The organism is Idiomarina sp. OXR-189 (assembly GCF_034373425.1).
Taxonomy (GTDB): Bacteria; Pseudomonadota; Gammaproteobacteria; order Enterobacterales; family Alteromonadaceae; genus Idiomarina; species Idiomarina zobellii.
This window is the reverse complement of the sequence record NZ_CP139706.1, coordinates 1,298,095-1,313,247: the sequence shown is the minus strand read 5'-3', so window position 1 is coordinate 1,313,247 and position 15,153 is coordinate 1,298,095. Positions and strand designations below refer to the sequence as shown.

Genomic DNA, 15,153 nt, shown 5'->3' with positions numbered 1-15,153 from the left:
AGCTATAAACGTCACTATAAGTAGATGTATATCTTTAAGATGTATATAGTTATAATCTGAACATACAAGAAATTGATACTATTATAATGACAATCCAGATGCACCCACATACTACAATCAGTTTGATACGAGACAATACGCTTAAGCAGACTGACAGATTAATGCTAATCCGCCTAACTGATCAACTGCAGGGTTCAGATCATTTGGATATTTCTCTCGACCAAATGAGCCGTCAAATGGGGATTCCACGTGTAACGATTCAGCGCAGTTTAAAGCGTTTAGTCCAAGCTGATTATTTACTGCAAAGCTATACTCGTCCGCCAGGGAAAAAGCGTTTGTTGAGCATTAACGAAACCAAGTTAAAGGAGATGGTAAGCCTGTCACGTAAACCGACGGTGGCAGCGTCTCAAAGAGTTATTTCGCTATATAAGACCTGGCTAAGATTTTCAGGGGAGCAGAGTAATGGAGTGCCAGAGAATCTAGCCACTGCTTTTAACAAGAATACAGCCTTACTCGTATTGGCCGCCTTGACGGTCCAAGCCGACGAGTACCAATGTGTTCGTGGGGTATCTACTAGAGACTTGAGTAAGTTAACAGGCGCGAGCATTGAGTACATTAACCAAACACGCCGACTATTGGTTCACCTCCGTTTGATTTCTGTATTGCCTGGGTGGCACCAGAAAGGGATCATGGATCGACCTACATCGACTTACATGTTGCTTGAGTGTGACACCTTAAAATCAACTATCCCGCCGGATACGCGAGTCATTAATGCAAAATTCATTGATTTTGTGCTTCAACCTTTAAAAGTAGCCAATCTATTCAGCCTAAAGCGACCTAAGCATTTGGTTCATTCCGAATTACCCAATATAGAGAAGACGAGAAACTTACAGGCATTGGACCGCGTTCGAACAGCTGCCGCTAATGCTGCAGAGCTGGCGCTTTTTATTTACTCTAAACATAAGGGGATCAATTTCACATGGATCAGCATCCCCCAAAAGCTTGACGCTTTCTACCGCGAGTATGCTGAACTTTTAGATAACGTATACAAGTCACTGGGCAACTTAGACAAGGACAGTTCGCAGTTACTCGAGTCCATAAGCAAGACATACACGGAAAGTATGGAATCCTTTGATACGAAATTTATAGAGTCGCTCAGCTTTGATGAGAAAAGCTATTTACGGTCCCTCGCAATCCTCGTTTGTGAGATTCTATTACAATCAGGTTGGAAGCACCTCGAATCGGGTTTAAAGGAGATGCCGAGGGTGCATGAAATACGCCTAGCAAATTTCCCATGCACAGGGGCTCGATTTCAACTATTGGTCACTCCTGATGAGCTATAAGCTAGATATTAACTTCCCCGGACGACCAACACTGCTTTTGACTCCGGAGTACTGATCATTCGGCATTAGCTCCACCGCATGTTTCTTACCCTCGCAATGTCGGTAATAGTAATACTTATAACTACTACTGTGTACATCATTCATTGGTACGTCTAGTAACCAATGCACAGCCGGTGATAGGTAAGCCCCCAAGCTTACCGTCTGACTCATGGTTAAAAATTACAGCATCAGATCTCTTATGAATCCATCGTGATCAAAGAGGTAAGAATGAGCGAATACATCCGTAATCCATTTAACCGTAACCAACGACTTTATAACCAAGCGACCTTCAAGGGAGTGTCCTTATGGAAGCAACACAGTCCTTATATCGAGGAAGGGCTTAATGCGCTTCACAGCACGATTAAGAGAGCTCTGGATGACCATCCCAGGACGTTAGCAGTCCGATTTGACCTGAAAGTGCCTGTTGCAGGTATGCCCGTTAGCGCTAAGTCTCCTATAGAGCGATTTATAGGCTCGGTGCAAGAGCGTATCAACACCAAAATCAAGCAGAAGCAACGAGAAGGCAAACGCTGGCATCGGTGCAACGTGCGTTACGTGCAGAAGGTCGAACAGACACCTGACGCAGTTCATGAACACTACCACGTCGTACTGTTTGTAAATAACGACATGTTCATGCGAGTTGGTCATCTTGGCCCTGGTGATAATTCGGAGTTAGCGATTATCATCAGAGAGGCCTGGCATAACGTCGTTGATGTTAGTGAGTGCACAACTGAATGCCTCATACACGGCACTACCCCGTCTTACTATCGTCTACACGGTCCGTTAAACTCTTTTGACCCTGACCATCAAAAGGCATTTCGACATTTCAGTTACTTATGCAAGGAAAAGACGACGCTTTATCGTCGGGGACGCCCTGCGTTCACCACAAGCCGCAAATAGGACAAAAAATAAAGCGCCACCATAAGGCACCAAGCAACGCAGAAGAGGCCCAGGGAAAACCTCTTCTACGCGCTTAGCGGCATTACAACTACAACAATCCCCTTTCAGCAAATGAAACCGTGTCTTGGCCTACTACGATGTGGTCAAGCACGGGGACGTCTATGTGATTGAGTGCGTCCTTGATACGCGTCGTCACACGCTTGTCAGCTTCCGATGGCTCGGTCACACCCGATGGGTGGTTGTGCGCCAGGATGATGGCTGCAGCGTTTTGCTGAAGCACTTCCTTCATCACCTCTCGGGGATACACCGGGGCGGCGTTGATAGTCCCAAAGAACAGCTCTTTGTACTCAATCAGCCGGTGCTGTGAATCCATCAACATCACAGCGAACACTTCACGCTTTTGATGCGCCAGCTTGTATCTCAGGAAGTCTTTTGCCGCAGACGGGCTGGTAAAGCCCTCCCCCTTCAAAAACTTCGTCTCCAAGATCTCAGACGCTTTATTCAGCACATCAACCTCAGTCATCGGCCCATTCGTTACATACTCAGCGTTTTGCTCGTGCATTTTGTGTCTCCATTTTTTCGATTCTTGAATGCACGTGCGTGATATAGGCCTGAAATTGATTGGATTCGTCGTTCATGGTTATTCGTTACAGACCCTGCGAATCCTCTGAGATAAACCAAACAGAGGTAATAACAATGAAATTTTTGAGAATCGAAGAAGTAAAACAACGTATTGGGTTAGGACGCACCACAATCTACAAGATGGTTAATGAGGGTTCGTTTCCAAAGCCAGTAAGAATCCTCGGTAAAAAGGTTGCCTGGATAGATGCTGAAGTCGACGAGTGGATGATGCAGCGTATCGCTGATGAACGCGGCGATGTCATTCCTGAAATGCATTGTTAATCCCATTCTGAATGGCGGCATCCCGCCGCCACTTATCTACTGGAGACGAATATGATTTTACGCCTAATCATGCCAACGGATATTATCAACATACATCAAGCCATGCACCGTGAGACTACTCACCCACCAAACTACACCCAACTGTTCGATGTATGCGAAGCAATTGACCGAGAGTACTGTGATTCCGAAGTGAACTTAGACTCGGTGTTTTTTATTGCAGCTGAGTATGGAGTTCGCTTGACTCACTCTTATTGGACGGAGGACACTAACCGGGCCGCAGAGACTGCATTTGCTGTAACCATGCTGTTTCTGAATCAATACGGCATACCGATGCGTGGCGATAACCAAATATTGTTTAACGTAATGCGCGATGACTGGACTACCGCCGATAAATTCGCACCGCGACTCATGCGCGAATATGCACAGACCATCATTGATAGTTCAGAAGAGTATCTAACAGCTGGTAACGCGTTTAAAGTCGCAGAGCAGTCAATGCAGTCGCCTATCAGATTCGGGCCGATTACACGCGGTTTAGAGAGCCTACGAAAACACTTTACTGTGTCGGGCTGCAAAGGCATTCAATGGGACAACCTTGTAAACGACTAAGCCATTGAATCTGCAAAAGTAAGAAAGTAATGTCACCCTCTCGCACTGGGGTAATTAATCATCACTAATTATCAATTCGATTACTCCAGTTCACCCAAAACAAGGAGTAACGTTTTGAAATTCGATCCACAAGAAGGCTATGTTGATACCGGTTTTCGTAGAGCATACATGCCACTCGTTTCTGTCTACGACCATGCATCAAAGGAAATGCGCCAAGTTCGACTCGATGATGCGTATGAAGCAGGTGTACCGATAGAGGAACTCAATGTAACACCTATTACCAGAGAATTATTAGAGGCTGTGCAAAGCTCCTTAGACTCTTCGGCCTGGGATACAGACTGCCAACGGGTAATGAAAAATCACTTACGGTCTATAATACGTTCGCATTTAATCGCCGCTACGGAAGCGCCAGACCCTTTCGTTTACATTGCGTCATTCGCGTATCAAGCCGCTCGGTTAGCACCGGAAAAACCAGAGTCAGCTGAGCGTTTCTATAAATATCTAGCGCGTGTTGTAACCGTCTATTTGAAGTCACATGGCTACTACATGCCTGACAAAATTTATCCTCTTCTATTCAAAGCGATTGAAACAACTTCAGCGACTAAAATAGATAAAGTAGTAAAGGGGTTACACATTCAAATTCCAATTGGCTCCCTGGATAAATACATCAATAGTTACGTGCAACTCAACGATGGCAAAATGGACATCACTTCCAATAAACGCATCGCAATTGACCACGCTATCCCCCTTGCGGAGCAGCTCAGTGTCACTAACAAAAACTCGGATAAGAAAAAGGAAGATCGAGATAAAGACAGCGATAGCTAAACGCCCGGAGCTGACTAAACCTAAAGTCAGCTTCAACCTACGCTCTTTTGACAGGTTTCAAAACTAGTCAGTGACGAGAAAACCAAAAATACTGACAAATCTTACGGATAAAAAGACCTACCATTGAAAATCAAGCTCACCTCAGCTAGCGTTAACAGTTCCTAGAAATGTAAAAGGAGTACTACATGGAACAGTTTGCGTGCGACAGTTGCAAGAAGACCTACACCAAGCGGCAATTACTAAACGCTATCGGAACCTATCAACCAGTCGAAGCTGATACAAGTGGTGTTGGTGAAGCAACGTACGTCAAGGGCGATGGAGTGTTCAAGTGCGAATGCGGTCAAGAAATCTCCGTTCATCATGCCCACTGGGACTTCCCCGTTGGCGTTGAACAGAACATCAATGAAGATGAGCAATTCTCGGTTGACGGTGCTACCCGCCTACAATGAATAGTTCAACTGGCCCATGTCATTATCATGGGCCCCTACGTCCCATCCTCGAAACTTCTCACCACTAAAAACACCTGAAAAAATTTTTAGGGATTAACTACTCAATTACGATGACTGAAAACACATAAAATATCACCAACCCATCACCCTCAAAACCACGCCACACAAGGCCTGTTGACTGTATTAGTGAAATGTTGAGAAGCTACTCAAGCAACTGATATTAAACGGAGATAATCATGTCGAAAGTCAACTGTCCTGAGTGCCGTGGTCGCGGTGAAATTCCTTGCCCGTTAGACCACGGTGGTGGCCCTCATCCAGAAAGCTGTCCCACCTGTGGAGGCGATTCCCGTGTACGCATCGAATGCCCGTACTGTGATGGTGATGGCAAGGTCGATGACGAATGAATACTGAAACAGAGTGATTAGACTGCTTTTTTGTGAGGGACTATAAATGGGATTTTGGGATACGGTATTTAAGGTTGGCAAGGAAGTTATATCGACTGCGTCTGAACATGCCTCAGAGGTAACGGATGAGGTAAAACGGCTTCGAGGTAAGAGTGACAAGGAACTCCTTGATATAGCCAACAAGCCAGCATGGAAGGCTAAAGGCAAGGAGCAAAGCATAGCTAAAAGTATGCTCCGAAAGCGTGGTTATTCAGAACGAGAAATAAACTATAAGAACTATCACACTTGATGCGTATAGCCAGCTTAGCCAAGCGCTTTAGGTGCTGGCTTTGCATGGCTTACATTTACTAAAAATTATCTATTGTGTCCATGGCATCAGCGTCGAAAGGTAGGTATGCTTTTAGTCTGAATTGACTGAAAAGGACTTCAACATGCTTATTCTCAGCCGAAGGACATCCGAAAAGCTAACAATAGGTAATGACATAACCGTTACTGTTTGCAGCGTCAAAAATGGCCAGGTAAAGCTTGGTATCGATGCGCCAGCAGACGTCGTCGTTATGCGAGACGATGCTGTCGTCACACAGGCACCTAAGACAAAAAATAAGCCCAGGGTCGACACACCCTGAGCTAACTCATTACAATCCAAGTTCGGTCATTAGCTGGCGCTTATAGTTGCCGCCAAGCGGAAGCACTGTCTCGTCAGCTAATTCAACTTCTTGGTATCGACCTAGCTCTGACAGCAGCTTTCGCAAATGGTCACGTTTTACAATATGGCTTCGGTGGATGCGAATGAATCTATCATCCAGTATGCCTTCCATATCCGATAGCGTTGCTCGATGAAGCACCCGTTCGTTACCGAAGTAAATCTTCACGTAATTACCAAACGCTTCCACACGCTCGATGGATGCAACAGCGACAAAGCGAACCTCACCAGGGCGCGTTTTAACAGCGATAATGTTTCGTCTCATGCTACCCATACCTAGTCCCTTTCCATGACCAGGTCGGCATCGATGCTATTACCACCAGCCAGTCGAATCGATGTTCGTCCTTTTATTGAATAGTCATTGTAAATAGCAAATAGCAACGTCGTGCTGAGCCCTATCGTTACGATGGCAGTGATCAGTGAACCAGTAGATAAGGTTCCGATAATACCTGAGCCCCATCCCAGCGGATTCCAGAAGTTGGTAGCAAAGACTCCAGCTGAACCGACAGCTAACGCAAAGGCACCAGATGATGCTGACTTAACTGTTTTCACGTCATCAGCCAACGAAGCGCTTTTTACAGCTATGGTTTTGTCTTGCCTTTCGATAGCTCGTTCTAGTTCAGATTTGGTGTATACGACCGTTACGTTCGACATAAATGTTCTCCTAATTGACAGTTAATTAACTGCAGCCGTAACTGCCATTAAGTGATATAGGTTTGATTATTTTTTCCTTGAATGTGAACACAGGCGAACAGGCACGGGCAGCTAACCCGGGGGTCTCCGAAGGCATGAGGCAATGTAAAAAATTACAGCCCTACATCATCATCTGACACAAACAAGGAGAAGCACTATGAAATTAATGAAAGTAAAAGAAGTCATGAACGTAACCAGCCTGGCCCGCCCTACTATCTACAAATACATGGCTAAAGGACAGTTTCCCAAACCAGTATCACTCGGAGGGCGCGCAGTAGCCTGGGTAGCGGAAGAAATTGATGATTGGATTATGCAGTGTATCGCTGAGCGTGATGCGGAAGAAGAAAAGAACGAGCAATAGTCGAGCAAAGGTCGTGAGTCACTTGTTGGTTTGCGACCTATATTGTCGCAAAAAGCATTTAAGCTTGAACCCGTGACATCAATGTTATCCGTGGCATAATGAAGCCACTTATGGATATTTGAAACGCTTACAATCAGGTTGTAGGGGGACGTTAAAGACAATGACAACGATTAGCCAGGACAGCATCAATAAAGCACTTTGGAACGCTTGTGACACCTTTCGCGGTACAGTCAGTGCCGACACCTATAAAGACTTCATTCTGACCACCCTCTTCCTCAAATACATCTCGGATGTATGGCAGGACCATTACGACCAATACGCAGCGCAGTATGGTGATGAACCCGAGCTCATTGAAGAGATGATGAAAAACGAGCGCTTTGTGTTACCGCGTGACGCCAGCTTTTATGCACTTTACGATCGTCGCTACGAGCCGGGTAATGGTGAGCGCATTGATCAGGCCTTGCATGCCATTGAAGAAGCCAACGGCACCAAGCTAAAAGACGCTGGTAAAAGTGTGTTCCAGGACATCAGCTTTAATACCGATAAGCTCGGTGAAGAAAAGCAGAAAAACGACATTCTGCGTCATTTACTGGAAGACTTTGCCAAACCTGAGCTTAACTTAAAACCCAGTCGCGTGGGTTCACTGGACGTTATCGGTAACGCCTACGAATACCTGATTAAACACTTTGCCGCCAGCGGTGGTCAAAAAGCCGGTGAGTTTTATACCCCACCTGAAATATCCGACTTAATAGCAGAACTACTCGACCCACAACCCGGTGACAGCATTTGTGACCCGGCCTGTGGCTCCGGCTCATTATTGATGAAGTGTGGCCGTAAAGTTATCGCAAATCATGACAGTAAAGAGTATGCCCTGTTTGGTCAGGAGGCCATTGGCTCTACCTGGTCGTTAGCCAAAATGAACATGTTCCTGCATGGCGAGGACAATCATAAAATTGAATGGGGTGATACCATTCGCAATCCTAAGCTGCTGGATAAGAACGGTGACCTCATGCTGTTTGATATCGTGACCGCTAACCCACCGTTCAGTTTAGATAAATGGGGTCATGATGACGCTGAGAACGACAAATTCAGTCGTTTCCGTCGTGGCGTCCCACCAAAAACCAAAGGCGACTACGCGTTTATCCTGCACATGATAGAGACGCTGAAGCCCGCGTCTTCGTCAAAACTCGGGGGTCGCATGGGCGTAGTCGTACCACACGGTGTACTATTCCGAGGCTCGAAAGAAGGCAAAATTCGCCAGCAACTGATTGATGAGAACCTGCTAGACGCCGTTATCGGTCTACCCGAGAAGCTTTTCTACGGCACAGGTATCCCTGCTGCTATTCTGGTCTTCAAAAAATCAAAGTCAGATGAAAGCGTCTTATTCATCGACGCCTCGCGTGAGTTTAAATCAGGTAAAAACCAAAATCAGCTAAGCCAAGACAACATTCAGAAAATCGTCGATACCTACCGCCGTCGCGAAACCGTCGACAAATACTCGTACCTGGCTACACTCGATGAGATTCAAGAAAACGACTACAACCTGAACATCCCCCGCTACGTCGACACTTTCGAAGAGGAGGAAGAAATCGATTTAATGGCCGTGCGCACTGAACGCCAGAAGCTAAAAGCCGAACTGGATGAGCTGGAAAGCCAGATGGAAAAGTATCTGGAGGAGTTGGGTTATGGTGCCTGAGGGATGGGAGCTCATAAAGCTAATCGATATAATTAAGCTAAGTAGCGGCGACACTAAGCCTAAAGATATTAGTAAGACACCGACTGACTCGAAACCTTACCCTGTTTATGGTGGCAATAATATCATGGGGTATTCTAGCCGAACCAACTCTACCAAGCCTGTAATTCTGATTGGCCGTGTTGGAGAATATTGCGGAATAACACGGTATATAAACAAGAATTGCTGGATTACTGACAATGCCTTATACAGTAAGGAAGTAAATAAATCCATTGACATTGAGTTTCTGGCGCTCAAGCTCAAAAGTTATGATTTATCCCGACTGAGAAATAAGGGTGGGCAACCGCTAATATCCCAAAAACCAATTTATGGTTTGAAACTTTCAATTCCGCCGTTTTCTGAACAAAAGAAAATAGCCCAAATCCTCTCAACCTGGGATAAAGCCATCACCACCACAGAGCAACTGCTCGCCAACAGCCAGCAGCAGAAAAAAGCCCTAATGCAACAACTGCTCACCGGCAAAAAGCGACTACTGGATGAAAATGGTGTGCGGTTTAGTGGGGAGTGGCAAGAGAGTCTGCTAGGTGAATTAGCAACCATTACAACGGGAAGTTCAAACCGACAAGACTCAAGTTTGACGGGTGAATACACCTTTTTTGATAGGTCCATAGACGTTAGGACGAGTAATAACTACCTTTTCGATGCTGAGGCAATAATTGTTCCCGGGGAAGGACAGCAATTTACGCCGAAGTATTTTTCTGGCAAATTTGATTTGCACCAGAGAACCTACGCAATAATGGATTTTCCAAGTTGCTCCGGTAAATTTTTGTATTACTACCTGAGCCACTACAAGCAATACCTTCTATCACAAGCTGTCGGCTCGACAGTAAAGTCCCTTCGATTACCAATGTTTAAGAAAATGAAATTGAATATCCCGCCAATAGATGAACAACACAAAATAGCAAAAATGTTAAGTAACGCAGATTTAGGTTGTAATTTATTGATAGGAAAACTTGAGCATCTTAAGAAGGAGAAAAAAGCTCTAATGCAACAACTTCTAACCGGCAAACGTCGCGTGAAAGTTGATGAGGAAGCGGCATGACGGATAAGCAACCAAGAACCATCCAAATCTTTTTACCTAACGGCGACCCTTCCGGTATTCGTGTTGCAGAGGTTACAACCTCAATCGTTCGATTAATCGAAGTACCTCGCAACCAAATTGGTGAGTTTCTTAAAATGCCGGAAGCGCACCAGGTGGGACTGTACCTTCTTGTCGGCAGAGAAAACCAGGATGAAGTTTATATTGGTCAGTCCGGTGACGTCGGGCACCGTTTAGGTCAGCACTTAAAGGATGACTCTAAGGACTGGGAACGAGCATTGGTTTTAATCTCACTCACCAATAACCTGACGCAAACGCACGTGCTTTACCTTGAGTCGTTGAGTATTGAAAAAGCACGCCAATGTGGACGCTACGAATTGGTTAATGGTAATCGAGGACAGAAACCTCATACGCCTATTCCGTTGAAAGCGGACTGCGATGAAATACATCGAGTCGGCTCATTGCTTTTAGCGACACTGGGCTATCCTATTTTTGAAGCGTTGGTCGATGCCGAAGAAGCAGCCACAGGGGAAGTCTTTTACTGTCAGCGCGGTGGTGTTGATGCCAAAGCCTATTACACCAATGAAGGCATGGTCATTTTAAAAGGCTCATCAGCGCCCTATGTTCCCAAGCGAAAAACAACGCAACCTCGGTTAATAGCCCAGCGTGACTCGCTGCTTGAGAAAGGCGTTTTAGCTAAGGACGGTGATAATGTGGTTTTCCAAAAAGATTACCTTTTTAAAACACCGAGCGGTGCATCCTGCCTTTTAGTACTTGGCGCTACAAATGGCTGGAAGGAATGGAAAACCAAACACGGTCAAACGCTTGATGATTATGTTGGGCGCGATAAAGCTATCGGCGAATCTCAAAACCAGGAGTGACAATAGCTGAACAGCCAATAGTCAACTTTGAGTTGATGACTGATTAGAGCTAAGTTGTTCGGTTTCGCCGAACAACTTAATCTGGTAGCTTATTTTTTGATTTAGAAAATAATAAAAGCGTCTGTTGCCATAAGGCGACTTCACGCGGAGAAGACAATGGAACAGTTTGCCCCAAAATTTCAGGAAGAATACGCCGCTAAAATACCGGCCATGACGCTATTAGCCGGTTTGGGGTGGTCATTTTTATCACCACAGGAAGCGCTGGCGCTGCGTGGTGGTAAACAGGATCGTGTGGTGCTGCGTGAAGTATTAAGTGATGTATTGAGCAAGCGTACCTTTCAGTATGCCGGTAAAAGCTATCCGCTGTCCGAAAACTCCATTGATAACATCATCTCGCATCTGTGCAGCCCGGCCCTCAATGAAGGGCTTCGCCACGCCAACGAGGCGATTTATAACCATTTAATGTACGGCATTCCGGTGACGGAATTCGTTGACGGTAAAAAAGTAACGCCAACCGTCTCTATCATCGACTGGCAGAATCCGGACAACAACCAGTTTCACTTTACCGAAGAATATACAGTGACGCGTGCCGGTGGCTTTGACAGTCGCCGACCGGATCTGGTTTGTTTTGTGAACGGCCTGCCGCTGGTTGTAATAGAAGCCAAACGCCCGGACGGTAACGCGCAAAAAGGCCCAACGATAAACGAAGGTATTTCACAGAGCCTGCGTAACCAACGTCCTGACGAAGTCCCTCACCTGTTTGCCTATTCGCAACTGTTGTTATCGGTCAATGGCATTGATGGGCGTTATGGCACCGTAGAGACCCCGGAAAAGTTCTGGGCAGCCTGGAAAGAAGAGGATATCAACGACGCTGAAATGCTGGCGCTCAAGAATAGGGCGCTGGACGATGCTACCCTTCAACATCTATTCGACCACCGTGATAGGCGCGACTTAAGTTGGTATCAAAACCTGCTTGCCGGTGGAGAGCTCATGGTGACTGGCCAGGATAAACTGCTGATAAGCCTACTGTCGAAAGAGCGCCTGTTCGATATGGTGCGCTACTTCACTATTTTTGATAAAAAGATTGGCAAGATTGTGGGTCGTTACCAGCAAGTGTTTGGCATAAAACGGCTGCTCGAGCGCATTCAAAAACGCAACAGCAAAGGCGGTCGCGAAGGCGGCGTTATTTGGCATACCACCGGCTCGGGCAAGTCCTTCACCATGGTGTTTTTATCCAAAGCGCTGATTTTGCAAGAAGAGCTGAAACAATGCCGGGTGATTGTTGTGACCGACCGTGTCGATTTGGAAAACCAGCTGTCGAAAACCTTTGCTTCCGGTGGCGAGTTGTCCAGCAAAAAAGACAAAGAAGCCGCGATGGCAACCTCAGGTAAACGCCTCGCTCAGCAAATCGGTAAAGGCAACGAGCGCATTATCTTTACGCTCATTCAGAAGTTTAACTCCGCCACCAAACTGCCCGAGTGCCACAACGACAGTCCCAACATTATTGTGCTGATTGACGAAGGTCACCGCAGCCAAGGCGGCGAGAACAACATTCGCATGAACCAGGCACTGCCGAACGCATCTTTTGTGGCCTTTACCGGTACGCCATTGCTAAAAGACGATAAGACCACCAACAAATTCGGGCCTATTGTGCACGCCTACACCATGCAGCGGGCGGTGGAAGATAAAACCGTCACTCCCCTGCTCTACGAAGAGCGCATACCCGACCTGGATGTAAACGAGCGCGCTATCGACGCCTGGTTTGAACGTATGACGGACGGTTTAAGTGACGAGCAAAAAGGCGATTTAAAGAAGAAATTCAGTCGCCGGGGTCAGGTGTATGGCACCGACGAGCGCATAAAACTCATTGCGTATGACATCGCCCATCACTTTGACAAAAACATCGATGAAGGCTTAAAAGGCCAGTTGTGCTGTGACAGCAAAGCCTCCGCTATTAAGTACAAAAAATACCTGGACGAAGTCGGTCTGTTTGAATCGGCGGTGGTCATGAGCTCGCCCGATACCCGGGAGGGCAATACTTCTGTTGATGAAAAAACAATGCCGGAAGTCAGTAAGTGGTGGAAAGAGCATGTTGGCTCGTCTGATGAGCAGAATTACACCAAAGAGCTGATCGAACGATTTGATAAAGACCCTAAGCTAAAGTTGTTGATTGTGGTTGATAAGCTGTTAACCGGTTTTGATGAGCCGAAAAACGCCGTGCTTTACATCGACAAACCGCTAAAAGGTCACAACCTCATTCAGGCGATTGCTCGCGTGAACCGTCTGCACCCCGACAAGAAGTTTGGTCTGCTGATTGATTATCGCGGTATTTTGTCCGAGCTCGATACCACCATACAAGAATATCAGGACTTGGCTTCACGTACCCAAGGCGGTTACGACATCGATGATATTGATGGCTTGTATCAACAAATGAGTACCGAGTACAAGCGACTACCCCAGCTTTATAAAGAGCTATGGGCGATATTTGACGGTGTTAAGAATAAATCAGATACCGAAGCCCTGCGTCATGCCCTATTGCCTCGTATGGAAGAAATAAACGGCGAAATGGTCGATAAAAACCAAAAACGCCGCGAAGACTTTTACGAAGCACTCACAGCCTTTGCCACCTGCCTTAAAGTCGCACTGCAGTCGGCTACCTTCTTTGAAGATAAGAGTTTTACCGATAAGGATCGCCGACAATACAAAGAGACAGTGAAACAATTGTCCAGTCTTCGTCAAACTGTGCAACAGGACTCCGGCGAGCGTATCAGCTACGACGAGTACGCTCACGAGGTGAAAAAGCTCCTGAATAAACACGTCGTTGGTGTCGAAGTGCGTGACTCTGAAGGCGTATACGAAGTCGGTAAAATGGGCCAGAAACAAACACCGGAAGATTGGACCGAAGATAAAACCCGTAACGAAACCGATATCATTAAAACTCGTGTCACGAAGATGATTGAACAAGAGCTCGGTGACGACCCTTACGCTCAAGAAGCCTTTTCTAAGCTCCTGCGTGAAGCCATTGAAGAAGCGGAAAAACTTTTTGACCACCCGCTGAAACAGTACATGCTATTCCGTGAATTTGAGGAGCAGGTACAAGAGCGTCGCCTGGATGATATCCCTGAACGGTTGACCGGCAACCATCATGCACAAGCCTATTACGGCGTGTTCAAAAAGCACCTACCTGAAGCGTTTACAGTCATGGATGAACAAGCGCAGGATAAATGGGTAGAGATTGCGTTTGATGTCGATAACATCGTCAGTCAGTCTGTTGCTGAGAATTCGATTAACCCGAACAACATTGAAGCTGATATTCGTAAAAAGCTACTGCCGAAGATTTTTGCGGAATGCAAAGCCGTCGGCGGCGGTATCGAACAGGCGAAAAAGATTGTCGAAGCCATTGTGCAGGTGGTTCGTGTTGGACAATTGGGTCATTAAGCCATGAACGTTGCGATACGTTTTGCTGATGAGGTTGCTGAGAAGCGTCAGCCACACGGAGATAAGCTTAGTTTTTATTACGCCGACGAGCTGATTGAGTTTGATCGCGTTGCCGCTAAAAGCCCTGAGCGTAAAATCAAAATCAAGGTGTTGCCGGATTGCTCAGTAAAAGTCGCCGCACCTGAAGACAGCTCCGATGATGAGGTATTACGCGCTACCAAAAAACGGGCGCGTTGGATTTACCAGCAATTGCGAGAGTTTCGTAAGCAACTCACGCACATTACGCCACGCCGGTATGTTAGCGGTGAAAGCCATTACTACCTGGGCAAGCAATACGTACTAAAAGTGCTAGTGAAACCGGACCAAGCAGCCGGTGTTAAGCTGTTGCGAGGCCAACTTGAAGTGAACGTGCGAGAGTACACTACTGAGCGTATAAAGGTAGCATTAGAAGGTTGGTACAAGGTCAGAGCCAAAGACGTCTTCCACAAGCGTTTAGACGCCGTTTTAGAGCAAGCATTGTGGGTTGATAAGCGCCCTCCTCTGCGAATACTCACCATGCAAACCCAATGGGGCAGCTGCTCACCGAACGGACGTATTACCCTAAACCCTCTGCTGGTTAAAGCACCCCGAGAGTGCCTTGACTACGTCATACTCCATGAACTGTGTCACATAGCCGAGCACAACCATAGCGAGCGTTTTTATCGGCTAATGGGACAAGTTATGCCGAATTGGGAACGAGTTAAGGATCGGCTGGATCAGATGGCTGGGCGGATTTTTAACGGGTGAACATTAAGCTTTAAAATCATTCTAAATGAA

At 46.3% G+C, this 15,153-nt stretch carries 19 protein-coding genes; 15 read left to right on the top strand and 4 right to left on the bottom strand.

What is annotated here, in order from left to right; genetic code table 11:
* Nucleotides 1-98 precede the first annotated feature (98 nt).
* Nucleotides 99-1,343: a hypothetical protein gene (locus UM402_RS06530; protein ID WP_322295267.1), complete on the top strand. Its 1,245-nt coding sequence runs from the start codon at nucleotides 99-101 to the stop codon at nucleotides 1,341-1,343.
* On the opposite strand, the gene UM402_RS06525 is transcribed toward UM402_RS06530, so the two are convergent.
* The gene (locus UM402_RS06525; RefSeq protein ID WP_322295266.1) at nucleotides 1,338-1,553 is read right to left on the bottom strand and encodes a hypothetical protein; all 216 of its coding nucleotides are present in this window, start codon (nucleotides 1,551-1,553) and stop codon (nucleotides 1,338-1,340) included. The two genes, UM402_RS06530 and UM402_RS06525, sit on opposite strands and share 6 nt — an antisense overlap.
* 57 nt (nucleotides 1,554-1,610) lie before the next feature.
* Between UM402_RS06525 and UM402_RS06520 the strand changes: the two genes are divergently transcribed.
* Nucleotides 1,611-2,282, top strand: a complete 672-nt coding sequence (locus UM402_RS06520) for a YagK/YfjJ domain-containing protein (RefSeq protein ID WP_322295265.1) — start codon at nucleotides 1,611-1,613, stop codon at nucleotides 2,280-2,282.
* Nucleotides 2,283-2,370: 88 nt separating this feature from the next.
* On the opposite strand, the gene radC is transcribed toward UM402_RS06520, so the two are convergent.
* Complete coding sequence (gene radC, locus UM402_RS06515; RefSeq protein ID WP_286682648.1) at nucleotides 2,371-2,844, bottom strand: RadC family protein; 474 nt, start codon at nucleotides 2,842-2,844, stop codon at nucleotides 2,371-2,373.
* A 134-nt stretch (nucleotides 2,845-2,978) separates the two neighbouring features.
* On the opposite strand from radC, the gene UM402_RS06510 reads away from it, so the two are divergent.
* The 7 genes from UM402_RS06510 (at nucleotide 2,979) to UM402_RS06480 (ending at nucleotide 6,095) form a co-directional block, all read left to right on the top strand.
* Complete coding sequence (locus UM402_RS06510) at nucleotides 2,979-3,185, top strand: AlpA family transcriptional regulator (protein ID WP_322295264.1); 207 nt, start codon at nucleotides 2,979-2,981, stop codon at nucleotides 3,183-3,185.
* A gap of 51 nt (nucleotides 3,186-3,236) precedes the next feature.
* Nucleotides 3,237-3,791, top strand: coding sequence for a hypothetical protein (locus UM402_RS06505; RefSeq protein WP_322295263.1), 555 nt, complete (start codon nucleotides 3,237-3,239; stop codon nucleotides 3,789-3,791).
* Nucleotides 3,792-3,905: 114 nt separating this feature from the next.
* Nucleotides 3,906-4,616: a hypothetical protein gene (locus UM402_RS06500; RefSeq protein WP_322295262.1), complete on the top strand. Its 711-nt coding sequence runs from the start codon at nucleotides 3,906-3,908 to the stop codon at nucleotides 4,614-4,616.
* 185 nt (nucleotides 4,617-4,801) lie between these two features.
* Nucleotides 4,802-5,065, top strand: a complete 264-nt coding sequence (locus UM402_RS06495) for a hypothetical protein (protein ID WP_322295261.1) — start codon at nucleotides 4,802-4,804, stop codon at nucleotides 5,063-5,065.
* Between the two features lie 236 nt (nucleotides 5,066-5,301).
* Nucleotides 5,302-5,469, top strand: coding sequence for a hypothetical protein (locus UM402_RS06490; protein ID WP_322295260.1), 168 nt, complete (start codon nucleotides 5,302-5,304; stop codon nucleotides 5,467-5,469).
* Nucleotides 5,470-5,515: 46 nt separating this feature from the next.
* Complete coding sequence (locus UM402_RS06485) at nucleotides 5,516-5,758, top strand: hypothetical protein (protein ID WP_322295259.1); 243 nt, start codon at nucleotides 5,516-5,518, stop codon at nucleotides 5,756-5,758.
* A gap of 142 nt (nucleotides 5,759-5,900) precedes the next feature.
* The gene (locus UM402_RS06480) at nucleotides 5,901-6,095 is read left to right on the top strand and encodes a carbon storage regulator (RefSeq protein ID WP_322295258.1); all 195 of its coding nucleotides are present in this window, start codon (nucleotides 5,901-5,903) and stop codon (nucleotides 6,093-6,095) included.
* Nucleotides 6,096-6,104: 9 nt separating this feature from the next.
* On the opposite strand, the gene UM402_RS06475 is transcribed toward UM402_RS06480, so the two are convergent.
* Together UM402_RS06475 and UM402_RS06470 are read right to left on the bottom strand one after the other, a co-directional pair.
* Entirely contained in the window at nucleotides 6,105-6,437 is a 333-nt protein-coding gene (locus UM402_RS06475; protein WP_322295257.1) for a LytTR family DNA-binding domain-containing protein, read from the bottom strand.
* Between the two features lie 11 nt (nucleotides 6,438-6,448).
* Nucleotides 6,449-6,826 carry a hypothetical protein gene (locus tag UM402_RS06470; RefSeq protein ID WP_322295256.1) on the bottom strand — a complete coding sequence of 126 codons (378 nt, stop codon included), beginning with the start codon at nucleotides 6,824-6,826 and terminating at the stop codon, nucleotides 6,449-6,451.
* 196 nt (nucleotides 6,827-7,022) lie between these two features.
* On the opposite strand from UM402_RS06470, the gene UM402_RS06465 reads away from it, so the two are divergent.
* The 6 genes from UM402_RS06465 to UM402_RS06440 all read left to right on the top strand — a co-directional run bounded on the left by UM402_RS06465 (nucleotide 7,023) and on the right by UM402_RS06440 (nucleotide 15,123).
* Complete coding sequence (locus UM402_RS06465) at nucleotides 7,023-7,226, top strand: AlpA family transcriptional regulator (RefSeq protein ID WP_322295255.1); 204 nt, start codon at nucleotides 7,023-7,025, stop codon at nucleotides 7,224-7,226.
* 160 nt (nucleotides 7,227-7,386) lie between these two features.
* The gene (locus tag UM402_RS06460; protein ID WP_322295254.1) at nucleotides 7,387-8,922 is read left to right on the top strand and encodes a type I restriction-modification system subunit M; all 1,536 of its coding nucleotides are present in this window, start codon (nucleotides 7,387-7,389) and stop codon (nucleotides 8,920-8,922) included.
* A complete protein-coding gene (locus tag UM402_RS06455; RefSeq protein WP_322295253.1) occupies nucleotides 8,912-10,021 on the top strand; it encodes a restriction endonuclease subunit S in 1,110 nt (369 codons plus the stop codon). The genes UM402_RS06460 and UM402_RS06455 overlap by 11 nt, the downstream gene beginning before the upstream one ends.
* The gene (locus UM402_RS06450) at nucleotides 10,018-10,899 is read left to right on the top strand and encodes a GIY-YIG nuclease family protein (RefSeq protein ID WP_322295252.1); all 882 of its coding nucleotides are present in this window, start codon (nucleotides 10,018-10,020) and stop codon (nucleotides 10,897-10,899) included. Before UM402_RS06455 ends, UM402_RS06450 begins: the two co-directional genes overlap by 4 nt.
* A 156-nt stretch (nucleotides 10,900-11,055) precedes the next feature.
* On the top strand, nucleotides 11,056-14,337 hold the full coding sequence (locus UM402_RS06445) for a type I restriction endonuclease subunit R (protein WP_322295474.1): 3,282 nt from the start codon (nucleotides 11,056-11,058) through the stop codon (nucleotides 14,335-14,337).
* 3 nt (nucleotides 14,338-14,340) lie between these two features.
* Nucleotides 14,341-15,123 (top strand): SprT family zinc-dependent metalloprotease, encoded by a 783-nt coding sequence (locus tag UM402_RS06440; protein ID WP_322295473.1) that lies wholly within the window; start codon nucleotides 14,341-14,343, stop codon nucleotides 15,121-15,123.
* The last annotated feature ends 30 nt before the right edge of the window (nucleotides 15,124-15,153 follow it).